The organism is Flavobacterium laiguense, assembly GCF_003097655.1.
Classification (GTDB): Bacteria; Bacteroidota; Bacteroidia; order Flavobacteriales; family Flavobacteriaceae; genus Flavobacterium; species Flavobacterium laiguense.
Genome location: NZ_QCZH01000005.1, coordinates 127,186 through 139,134, shown reverse-complemented (window position 1 = coordinate 139,134; position 11,949 = coordinate 127,186). Strand labels below are relative to the sequence as shown.

At 32.3% G+C, this 11,949-nt stretch carries 10 protein-coding genes and 1 pseudogene; all 11 read right to left on the bottom strand.

Annotation, left to right across the window (positions count from 1 at the left end):
* Positions 1-26 precede the first annotated feature (26 nt).
* Positions 27-1,235 carry a glycosyltransferase family 4 protein gene (locus tag DB891_RS07005; RefSeq protein WP_116761949.1) on the bottom strand — a complete coding sequence of 403 codons (1,209 nt, stop codon included), beginning with the start codon at positions 1,233-1,235 and terminating at the stop codon, positions 27-29.
* Between the two features lie 2 nt (positions 1,236-1,237).
* Positions 1,238-2,470, bottom strand: a complete 1,233-nt coding sequence (locus DB891_RS07000; RefSeq protein WP_116761947.1) for a hypothetical protein — start codon at positions 2,468-2,470, stop codon at positions 1,238-1,240.
* Positions 2,470-3,705 carry an oligosaccharide flippase family protein gene (locus DB891_RS06995; RefSeq protein WP_116761945.1) on the bottom strand — a complete coding sequence of 412 codons (1,236 nt, stop codon included), beginning with the start codon at positions 3,703-3,705 and terminating at the stop codon, positions 2,470-2,472. Before DB891_RS06995 ends, DB891_RS07000 begins: the two co-directional genes overlap by 1 nt.
* Positions 3,702-4,829 carry a DegT/DnrJ/EryC1/StrS family aminotransferase gene (locus tag DB891_RS06990; RefSeq protein ID WP_116761943.1) on the bottom strand — a complete coding sequence of 376 codons (1,128 nt, stop codon included), beginning with the start codon at positions 4,827-4,829 and terminating at the stop codon, positions 3,702-3,704. Before DB891_RS06990 ends, DB891_RS06995 begins: the two co-directional genes overlap by 4 nt.
* Before the next feature lie 4 nt (positions 4,830-4,833).
* The gene (locus DB891_RS06985; RefSeq protein ID WP_116761941.1) at positions 4,834-5,244 is read right to left on the bottom strand and encodes a cupin domain-containing protein; all 411 of its coding nucleotides are present in this window, start codon (positions 5,242-5,244) and stop codon (positions 4,834-4,836) included.
* Positions 5,235-6,356: a GDP-mannose 4,6-dehydratase gene (gmd, locus tag DB891_RS06980; RefSeq protein ID WP_116761939.1), complete on the bottom strand. Its 1,122-nt coding sequence runs from the start codon at positions 6,354-6,356 to the stop codon at positions 5,235-5,237. Before gmd ends, DB891_RS06985 begins: the two co-directional genes overlap by 10 nt.
* Before the next feature lie 51 nt (positions 6,357-6,407).
* Positions 6,408-7,628 carry a UDP-N-acetyl-D-mannosamine dehydrogenase gene (gene wecC, locus DB891_RS06975; RefSeq protein ID WP_189337117.1) on the bottom strand — a complete coding sequence of 407 codons (1,221 nt, stop codon included), beginning with the start codon at positions 7,626-7,628 and terminating at the stop codon, positions 6,408-6,410.
* An 11-nt stretch (positions 7,629-7,639) separates the two neighbouring features.
* Entirely contained in the window at positions 7,640-8,785 is a 1,146-nt protein-coding gene (wecB, locus tag DB891_RS06970; RefSeq protein WP_116761937.1) for a non-hydrolyzing UDP-N-acetylglucosamine 2-epimerase, read from the bottom strand.
* Positions 8,786-9,281: 496 nt separating this feature from the next.
* The gene (locus DB891_RS06960; protein ID WP_116761935.1) at positions 9,282-10,289 is read right to left on the bottom strand and encodes a mannose-1-phosphate guanylyltransferase; all 1,008 of its coding nucleotides are present in this window, start codon (positions 10,287-10,289) and stop codon (positions 9,282-9,284) included.
* Between the two features lie 174 nt (positions 10,290-10,463).
* Positions 10,464-10,752: pseudogene (locus DB891_RS06955) on the bottom strand (adenylyltransferase/cytidyltransferase family protein); the annotation flags it as partial.
* A 126-nt stretch (positions 10,753-10,878) separates the two neighbouring features.
* Entirely contained in the window at positions 10,879-11,946 is a 1,068-nt protein-coding gene (locus DB891_RS06950) for a Wzz/FepE/Etk N-terminal domain-containing protein (protein ID WP_116761933.1), read from the bottom strand.
* Positions 11,947-11,949: the final 3 nt, after the last annotated feature.

Genomic DNA, 11,949 nt, shown 5'->3' with positions numbered 1-11,949 from the left:
CAATATAATATAAAAAAAGCTTAAATCTACGACTCTAATATTTTAGAAAAATAATATTCCCAAGTAAGATTGTCTAATTCTTTGGTATTAGGTTTTACTTTTCCAAAATTTTCTATTGTATCTTTAATTATTTCCTTAACATCAACAACATTAGGGCTTACAGGACGAATAGCTTTATACTTTTTAAAATCATCATCAATTACAAAATCACTACTTACAATAATTTCTAATCCATAGGACATAGCTTCAACAACAGTAATGTCAAAATCTCCCACATCTAGACTCATGAAGACATCAGAATTAACTAAATATTCCTTTAATTTTTCATCACTTATTCTACCTGTCAGATTGATTTTATCTTGTAAATTATTATCAACAATAATTTGATTTAGTGAATCAAATTCTTCTCCTCCTCCAATAATAGTTAATTGATAATCTATATTTAGTTCCTTAAAAGCATTAATAACTAAATCTACCCGCTTCTTTTTAACCAATCTGTTAACCATTAAAAACTTAATCGTTTCATTTGATGTACCATTCAAACCTTCACGGTGATTCCGAGAAGATATTTCTTTACGGCTAAAACCGGCTCTTAATACTTCCGGAGTAATTTTATATATTTTTTCAACTTCCCACTGAACTTGTTTTGACAAAGTAAAAGTTTTAAAAGCTTTTCGAATAAAATAATATCTTAAATAAGCTAGAGTATTATTAATTAATGCGTTAGAAACACTAAGCTTAGGGGAAGTTAGGGGAATTGAATCTTTGTACCCTTGACATGAATTTACAATTTCAGTCAGATGTTTTCTAAACAGAATGGAGTACTTTATATTATCGTATGGAAATTGATATGTTTGCCCGAAGATGAGTACAGTGAATTTTTTATTAAGTATTCTTGCAATAATCCCAACAATAATCGCATCGTATTCACTCTGGCAAAGTAATAAATCAGGATTAAATTTACGCGCTATACTCAACAATTTTATAATACTCTTAAATCTATCAAAACCAAATTTTAATATATTACTCCTTTTAACTTCTTTATTATTTTCGAGGACAACTACATCTTTTAATTGATACCCTTTACCGAATAGTGCTTTTTCATTATAACGCCATGTTACAACTTTTGTTTGTACACCAATAGAATCATAATATTTGACGCCTTCAAGTAAAAGCCTTTCTCCGCCTCCTATTTGCTCTAGAGACCCAACAACCCACAAAATTTTCTTTGACATACCTAACTAATTTTTAATTTTAACCTACTAAACCCTTTAAAAACTGCTTCGTAATAAGCAATAGATAAACTAACACTATACATTAATATACCCTCTGCAGAATTTCCCAGAACGGCTATAAAAAAACAAACACCTATTAATCCTATAATTCTATCTTCTCTATATACTCTGAGTAGATTTTTACCAATATAAAAAACAAGTAAAACTCCAAAAATCACACCAAAACTAGATATAAAAAAGGCTAATAAACCATAATCCATAACGTCTTCATATCTTTGAACAAATATGTAAGATGACCCATTAACTCCATATCCAGAAAACATCAAATTGTCCTTAATGATATCCTCAAGTGTTACCATTAAACCATAAACCCTATCCATATCAAGATTCTTTAAAACTGAAGAATCCATTTCTTTAATTTCACCCAAATTCTTTATTAAATCGGATATTCGGAGAAAAGTACCACTAAATTCAATTGATGAAAAAGATTTAAGACCTATTCCTATACTTATTATCAACAAGCTTAAAATTATAGATATTTTTCTCAAAGAAATTTTAGATGAAAATAAAAAGAGTAAACTGAAGAGAATAGTAATATAAACGATAACTGATTGAGTGTTTATGGCGCAAATAAGAGCCAAAAAGAACCAAACCCGTCTCCTTTCTAAAATACAAATCCCAATAAAAGCTGCCAATGTTCCTGAAAAACCTGATGGTTCAGAGAAGAAGCCTTGAACCCTCGGAAACCCATCAGCAATGTGTATTTGTATATTTGAACCGAATAATAAATGCATTGATAAAAAAAACAAACTAAATACAATGCTAACTGCTGAGAATTTAAAAAAAATATTAATAAAGGTTTTTCTTTCATAAAAATACAAAAAAAAGACCACATTAGTAAATAACACTAAAATAAAACGAAAATAATATAGTAACAACATACCTATATTATTAATATCTGAAAGAAGTAAAATAAAAAGAATTTGAAAAACCTCAATTAAAAGTAACAGCAAAAAAGAATTGAGCAATTTTTTTAGATCATGGACTAATCTAACCCGTAATACATAATGTATAAAAAATAAAATAATTAATAGTTCACATAAATAGCAAATCCAACTTAAATTAAATTGTGTATAAGACTCATAACTACCGCCCAAACCACCTATAAATATCCTGACAAAAAAAAATTGTAAAAAAAATAGCACTGTAGCAATATAATTAATTCTAACTCCCATTAAGTCGATAAATTTACATTATTATTCCTACTTGCAAACACACAAACCAAAACGAGTAAAACAAAGTATGCTGAAAAAGTTGCACTAACAGCTGCCAGAATACCGAATCTTGGTATGAAAATAATATTTAATACTATATTAACCATCATTGCAACCCCATATAATGCTGCCAATAACTTAGTTTTCTTAGCTACAGTTAATACCTCAGAATAAAAACTTGCTATACCTACAAATATACCTGAAAAGGCTATAATAGGTATTATCCAATGTCCTTCTACATACTTTTTATCTAAAAAAACTGCACTTATTGTTCTTGAGAAAATTGCCAACAGGACTACTATTGGCAGGGCAAAAAGTAAAAACTGTGAAACCCCCTTGCGTATTTGTAATAACAGATCAAAATTTTTGGAATTAATATTCTTATAGAGTATCGGTGTAAAAGCAGAAACAAATATTGCTAAAAAAGCAAATACACTTTTTTCCGCAATATTATAATTAGCTGCATATATCCCAACCTCATTATTATAACCATTGTATTTGAGAACAATTTGATCAATGCTTGAGAGCAATTGTGAAAAAGCACCAATTAATACCACAGGCCAACCATATGACATCATTTGAGAAACCAACTTAGTATTCGTTTTTACATACCAAATAGAATGAAACTGATTTATTTTTATAATTACAAAATACAGCAAAACTACAAAATATGAAACTACAAAGGCTAGTATTACTCCGACCCAACCGAAAATTCTTAACAAAGGAATGACTGTACCTATTAAAGTCACGCTTTGAATAAGAAGCAATCTTAAATAAAATTTTAGATCCCGTTTTATCCTAACAATTGGAACGATAAGCAAAAATAGTCCATACAGAATACTTAAGGGAATAATTGCTATAACAATCCAAAAAAAATCATCCGACATGTAAAAATAAGATAACAAACTTGCTAATACACCTATAGAAAGAAATAATAAAAAGGGTTTAAATAGCGTTTTTAGTAATACGTTATAATAAATTAATTTAGAATCTACCTCATGATAAAACCGTAAGGCCGCTGATGATTGCCAACCTGATAAAACGATCGCTATATAAGTTGAAATACTGAATGCAATCGAAAAATTTCCAAAACTTTCCGGATCAAGATAAATCGAAGAAAGTTTAATAATGATGAGCCAATATAAAACGGTAATTCCTTTTATCAGTCCATAATATATAATGTCTCTAGAAATCATACTTTAAAAAGGTCAATCAATACTTTAGAAACTGCTTCAACATCATTTTCGGTAAAGCCAACTCCACTAGGTATATAAAAAGCTCTATTATAAAGTATTTCAGCATTAGGATATTCTTGACCTTCAAACAACTTATCTTCTTGAAATACCGGCTGTAAATGCATTGGATAATAAAATGGTCTTGTAGCTATACCAGCTTCTTGCAACAACAACATGGCTTCTTTTGCGTTATATTTAGAATTTTCATTAAGAAAAATTCCATAAACCCAATAGATGTTTTTGGCATATTCCGTTTCCATCAAAGGAAGATTAAAACCGCTAATATCTTTAAGCAATTCTGAATATTTATTCCCTATTTTTCTTTTTAATACAACATGTTCATCTAGTTTTTCAACTTGTGCCAATCCCAAAGCAGCTTGAATGTTGGTCATTCTATAATTCCATCCCAATTCCTTATGTACAAAACGAGATTCGGTCTGAAAACACAAATTTCTAAAGCTCCTACATTTATTGGCTAAATCATCGTCATTGGTTAAACACATTCCCCCTTCACCAGTGGTTACCTGCTTGTTTGGATAAAAACTTGTGGTACTAATATGTCCGAAACTCCCACATGGTTTACCATTAAAAGTTTGTCCTATCATCTGTGCAGCATCTTCAATGACATACAAATTATGTTTATCGGCAATTTCAATAATTTTATCAATCCTACAAGGAAGCCCATACAAATGAACGGCTAAAATAGCTTTAGTCTTACTTGTGATTTTTGATTCAATTTCATCAACATCCATATTCCACGTCTTCAACTCAGAATCTACCAATATAGGAATGGCACCAATTCTAATAATCTGCAAAATACAGGAAATAATTGTATGTGAAGGTAAAATAACCTCGTCCCCTTTTTTTAAACCAATTGCCGAAAAAGCAATATCTAGAGCTGCGGTTCCGTTAGCTACTGCTATCCCATGTCTCCTATCTGTATATTGTGCAAGTGCTGACTCAAATTTATCTACAAATGGTCCTTCCGAAGAAATCCATCCAGTAGTTATACACTCAGTAACGTATTTCAATTCGTTTCCATCCAATAAAGGCGTGTTAACAGGAATAAAATTATTTTTACTCATTTTATTAGATATTATCAAATTTTACATTGTATTTATCAAAGTCTCTTCCGTAATATGGTCCTTGCTTAATTTCGAAATATTTAGTTTTAGATTTTAATTCAATCCTGTGCCCGCCGATGAATTGCAAAAGCCCCATATTATCGGTTAATACAACTCGCTCTATGAATTTTTCATCCTCACCTAATACATCAACTATCATTTCACCAGATATAACGTACAAAAATTCCGAAGTTGTTTCAATTTCTCTTTTCACTCTTTTATGAATATGTGGAATTAAAACCTTATCATTTTCAATTTCGCCAAATCCAAATTGAAAAGTAGCATCAGAAGGTGTAGGAAATGCAACACCTTCAATCTTATTCATATTATAAACTTGAGCAATAAGCACTCCATCGATTATTAAATCTACACACATACATTATTAAATTTATTCTTTACAATGTTCAAATCATTATCCATCATATCTTTAACGATCGACAACAAATCATGTTTTGGTTCCCATCCTGTAACTTTTTTAATTTTAGATGGATCACCAATCAATAAATCCACTTCAGTAGGTCTAAAATAATAGGGGTCAATAAAAATAATATCTTGCCCTACATTTACTTTAAGCTCGCTTAAACCTGTTTTAAACTTATATTTTTCCGAATCAATTTCTGATATTGTTCCAATCTCATCTACACCTTCTCCTTTAAAAGTAATATAAATCCCCACCTCTTGAAAAGAGAGTGTTAAAAAATCTCTTACTTTAGTTGTTTTCCCAGTTGCAACAACAAAATCTTCAGGTTTGTCTTGTTGTAAAATTAACCACATAGCCTCTATATAATCTTTTGCATGCCCCCAATCTCTTTTTGAATCTAAATTTCCTAAAAACAATTTGGATTCAATTCCAAAAGCTATACTAGCAGCATTCATTGTTATTTTTCTTGTAACAAAAGTTTCACCTCTAGTTGGAGACTCATGATTAAAAAGAATTCCGTTACAAGCAAACATATTATATGCCTCTCTATAATTAACAGTAATCCAATATGCATAAATTTTAGCAGCAGCATAAGGAGATCTTGGATAGAAAGGTGTTGTTTCTTTCTGTGGAGTTTCTTGAACTAAACCATAAAGTTCAGATGTTGAAGCCTGATAAATTTTAGTAGTTTTTACTAGCCCCAATAAACGTACAGCTTCTAATATTCTTAGCGTACCTATACCGTCAGCATTGACTGTATATTCTGGCGTATCAAAACTCACACGAACATGACTCATAGCTGCCAAATTATAAATTTCATCCGGCTTAACTTCTTGAATTATTCGAGTCAAATTCATTGAATCTGTCATATCTCCATAGTGCAAAAAGAAATTCACATTATCTTTGTGTGGATCTTTAAACAAATGCTCAATTCTGTCCGTTTTCATTAAAGAACTTCTTCTTTTTACACCATGCACAATGTAATTTTTATTTAATAAAAATTCTGCCAAATAGGCCCCATCTTGTCCTGTTACACCTGTAATTAATGCTATTTTTTTATTTTCCATATTTATTTTAAATCATTTTAAAAGTTGTAAAATTCTGATAATATAAATTCTTTATTGTTTGTTTAAAAAAACTCCACAAAAATCCAACACCACTTTGTCTTGAGCAATTTCCAAGTTTTTAAACTCCTTGTGTGCTACAAGAAAAACTATAATATCTGCTTTTTCAACAGCTTCTTTATAATTTGAAATTTTAAATACATGATGGTCATTAATATTTGGCTCAACAAAATAATATTCCTCATTAGATGCATCTTGCATTACCTTTTGCGCTATATATTTTGCTGGAGATTCTCTTAAGTCATCAATATTAGGTTTAAATGCCAACCCCATAATAGCTACTCTTGCTTTCCTACCTTCTTTAAGTTGAAATTCTAGCTTAGCTGTTTTTACCTGTTCGGCACACCAAAAAGATTTATAGTTATTGACTTCCCTTGCTTTTCCAATAATTTGAGATTCCATAGGATAATCGGCTACAATAAAATAAGGATCAACAGCTATACAATGCCCACCTACGCCACAACCAGGCTGCAAAATATTTACTCGCGGGTGCTTGTTGGCCAATTCTATCAGTTCCCAAACATTAATATCTGCTTTTGCACAAATCAAAGACAATTCGTTAGCAAAAGCTATTTGCACATCTCTGGAGGAGTTCTCGGTTAATTTACACATTTCTGCGGTTCGAGCATTGGTTTTATGTAATTCTCCTTTTACAAATTGACTGTAAAAAGCAACCGCTTTTAGAGTAGAAGACTCATTTACCCCACCTATTACACGGTCGTTATGTACTAGCTCAAACATTACATTACCAGGCAACACACGCTCTGGGCAATAGGCAATATATAATTTATCTTTCAACTCAGGACGTTCGGTATAGATATATTCTAACATTTTTTCTGTAGTCCCTATAGGAGACGTCGATTCAATAATATATAAATCCCCTTCTTTTAATAAAGGAAGAATGGATTTAGTTGCTGCTTGAACAAAAGAAATGTCTGGTTCATTTTTAGCCTTAAAAGGTGTAGGAACGACAATTAAATAAGTATCAGCCATTACTGGTTTTGTGCCGGCTTTCAAAAAACCTTCCTTAACTGCCTTAGCAACTGCTTCATCCAAAGAAGGTTCTACAATATGGATTTTACCTGCATTGATAATGTCAACCACTTTTTGATTGATATCAACTCCATAAACAGGAATATTATTATTGGCGATTAATGCTGAAGTTGGTAGTCCAATATAACCTAAACCGATAGTTACAACTTTTGGTTGAATCATTATAAATATATTTAATTTAATATTAAATTCTTGTCTTTTGATAATTCTAAAATATGGTTTACGATTCGCTTGCATGCTTTACCATCGCCGTAGGGGTTATGTAATGCACTCATCTGTTCGTAACGCACTTTGTCATTTAATAAACTATTGCATTCTGATACAATTCTATTTTTATCTGTACCAACCAGAATCACCGTTCCCGCTTCAACCGCTTCCGGTCTTTCCGTGGTATCCCTCATTACTAATACTGGTTTACCTAAACTAGGTGCTTCTTCTTGCACTCCACCTGAATCCGTAATGATTAAGTAGGATTGATTCATTAACCAAACAAAAGCAGGATAGGCCAAGGGATTAATTAATTTAATACTGGAGATTTCACCAAGAATTTCATATACAGGCCCTTTCACATTAGGATTTAAATGTACTGGATATACAATCTGCACGTCTGGATTTCCTAAAGCAATTTCTTTTAAAGCAGCGCAAATATTAATAAACCCATCCCCATGGTTTTCTCTACGGTGTCCCGTTACTAAAATAATACGCTTAGTAAAGTCCAATTCTCTTTTCAACAAATCAATTTCATCATTTTGAAGTGAATTTACTCGTTCTGAACTATCTAAAAGAGCATCGATTACTGTATTTCCGGTAATCAATATTGTTTCTTTAGTTACATTTTCTTTTAATAAATTTTCTTTTGAAGTAAGTGTAGGCGCAAAATGTAAATCTGCAATACGTCCCGTTACTTGTCTATTCATTTCTTCGGGAAAAGGAGAAAGTTTATTATGTGTTCTTAAACCCGCCTCTACATGACATACTTTAGCACCTGAATAAAACGCAGCTATACTGGTTGCCATAGTAGTGGTGGTGTCTCCATGAACATACACATAATCCGGTTGAAATTTCTCTAAAACAGATTTCATACCCAAAATAATATCCGAGGTTAAGGAATACAAATTCTGATTGGGTTTCATTAAATCCAAATCAAAATCCGGAGTAATTTGAAAAAAATCCAATACTTGATCTAACATTTCACGATGTTGTGCAGTAACACAAACTCGAGTTTCAAAAAATTCATTATTTCTATTAAACTCTTTTACTAATGGAGCCATTTTTATGGCTTCAGGGCGAGTTCCAAATACAATTAAATTTTTAATCATAATTAATTTATAAAATTATATTATTTTATTTTTTATACTATAAAGTCTAGTATTTCAACTCACAGAAACATGTTAAAAAAGTGTTTTTTTGAATCGTTCCTACCAAATGTTTTATAATCAAATCCTCTCCTGTTCCTACGTTATACAAATAGTCAAACAATTTGCTTTATGAAACAGGAACTACCCAAAGAAATAAATTTTTCAACACTAGATTGCAATATCTATCGAATAGATTATTCAAATTTGCATATTTCCCATAAAAATTGACGCAGATAATTATTCTTGTCCAATTCCCTTCTATTCTTACAGCAGCAATAATATCTACTGGGTTTTCCTTAGCAAAAAAAATATTTTAAATCCCTTGTTGGTTTCCTAGGTCTAAAACTACACTAGAAACATCAATTAAGTTGTTATTTTCTTTAGTTGATAATATTCACCGAATGGTTTATCCATCATACCATTGTGTTCCACAATATAAAATCTTAGTACCTTGTTTTTAATTCAACAAATCCGAGTTTGCTCTCTCCAATTCGTTATATACATTCTTAACATCTTGAGAACTTTCTTTTTGCAGAATTAGATTCGCGGTATCCGTATAAACAAAAATTGTGTTTTTTAGCCCTACAAAAGCAGTATAGTTATTGCTGCCAATTACCATATTGCCATTTTTATCAACTGAATGACCCGTAGAAACAAGAAAATCATAAACCGACTCAAAAGAACCTAAATCAGACCAGATGAATGTTGATGGAACCACCTTAATTTTTTTACTTCTTTCCATAACCGCATAATCAATGCTGATGGAAGGTATATCCAGAGACATCTCTAAATCTAAAATACCATTGGCATTATTGTCCCAAGCCATTTTTGATTTTTCATATACTTCAGGATTAAATGATTTTAATTCTTCCAAAAACACTCCTGCTTTAAAACAAAACATACCACTATTCCACAAAAAATTTCCCTTAGCAATGAAATCTTTAGCGGTAACTTGGTTGGGCTTTTCCCGAAAAGAAAGTACATCATCTCCCTTGCGTTCAATGTAACCGTAACCTGTTTCAGGTTTTGTAGGAACAATTCCAAAAGTAACTATATACCCTTCAAAAGCTTTCTCGACAGCTTCATTAATAGCAGCCTCATAATTTTTCATTTCATCAATGATATGATCTGAAGGTGTTACAACCAAAATATCTTCCGGATGAGAGGCAAAAGCTGCAAAAGCTATTGCAGCGGCAGTGTTTCTTGGAGTTGATTCAATTATATCTATATACGGTATATTCGATTTTTCCATCACTTTCCGACTCAAATGGCAATTGTCAACATTACCTACAACCATTACTTTATCCGCTAAGTTACTATTACGGTTAACCGTCATCTCAAACAAGGACTTACCGTCAAATAAATCAAGATATTGTTTGGGTTGGCTTTTTCGCGATAAAGGCCATAACCTGCTACCCACCCCACCCGTGAGAATCACATGGGTAATTCCCGTTTTTTTATTCATACATCAAAATTATCAACCTTTAAACCACTTCTTTAAAGACACTATTAATACTATACTTTATTCTCCTCTAGTTTCCCTACTACTTTTTTTCGAAAACTACTACTAGAAACGATGATCAAGCATCTTAAATTTCAACTCTACTTAACCGCAACACACCCCTATATCAATGCATTACTCTCTTTTTCTCTCGCCTACAATACGTATATCAATTTTAAAGGAACGCAAAATAGCTATAAAATCTTGTTCTGTATTTAGACCCAATCTCATCACAAACTTGCAACCCTCCAATGAATCTATTACAGTACAACCGTTTGTACAAGTTGATTTTCGTCTGTATGATCGAGCGTTGGATTCGTTTGCAAACCTACATTAAATAATCACAATGCCTTTTGGCCTCTTCAAGCATTTTTACATGCCCTGCGTGGAAAAGATCGAAGGCACTAAAAGTAATTCCTGTTTCCATTTTTCAGCTATCGGTTGTCTACTTTTGGTTATCTGTTGTTTGTTTTCTATTGTGATTTATCTGAATTTTAGTTGTTTTGTTTCAAGTTTCGGCTTTCAGGCTGAATTAATAGATAAACAAAATCATTTACAACTCCAACTGCTTCAACAATCGTCTTACAATCAATCCCATCACCATCAAAAACCCTGCTAAAACACCTCCCATCAGTAACCCTTTGGCTTTACCGAAACGTTCTTTAGGCAAAGGCAAAATAGGTCGATCTATTACTTGTATTAAGGGTGTCTCCTTACGTACTGTAACTTTAGCTAATTCGGATTGTTTAACCAATTCTGTTAATATAGCTGTATTCGCTTGAACATCAACCTGTCTACGAGCCGAAGGGGCACGTCTAACATTCATCGCAGGATTCAACATAAAGGTTGCATCACTGGCCGCAGCCACACCGGTAATCGCCCCGTTGAGTTCCGCACGAATAGAATCGGTTTGCTTTTGTAAAATAGCCATATTCATCCTGGCTTTTTTGCTTTTGGTCTCTACGTAAAATTTCCCTACCTGTCCGGCTAAAGCTTCGCAAAAATACTTCGAAAATAATTCGTTGGTAGAAGAAACGTCCATATTGATAATGGCAACTTTTTTGTCTTTTTGAGCAACAGAAAGTCCTTCTTTTGATAAATTCTTATACATTTCCCCCAGAATACTATCATGCACTCTAGTGAAATATTTTCGTTTAGTATCGGGTAAAAACTGTATGTTTTTGAATTTTGGATTGTCGTTCCATTTGTCTCGCCATTCGTTATTTTGAATGTACATTTCGGCCAAAGAAATTACTTTCCCATTTACGGTAACCGGAGTCATTAACGTTTGTTCTACCATAGAGCGGGACTTAAACAGCTCTGTCAAATTAGAACCGGTAAAGATACTACCACCGCCGCCGCCAAGGTCAATCCCAAAGGAGCTTGCCAAGCCTAAAGCACCTCCTAATCCACCACCCGATTTCTCATCTTCTAAAGCAAAAGACAAAGTCGCGGTGTAAACCGGTTTTTTTATAAAGGAATAGGTCAATCCCAAAGCGGCTCCTACAATTCCTGCCAGCACAATGATTTTCCATTGTGACAGCAAATAGGCATACCATTCCTTGGCTTTTTCCAGTAACTCTTTTAACGATATTTCGTCGTTGGGTATTTGTTCGTTCATATT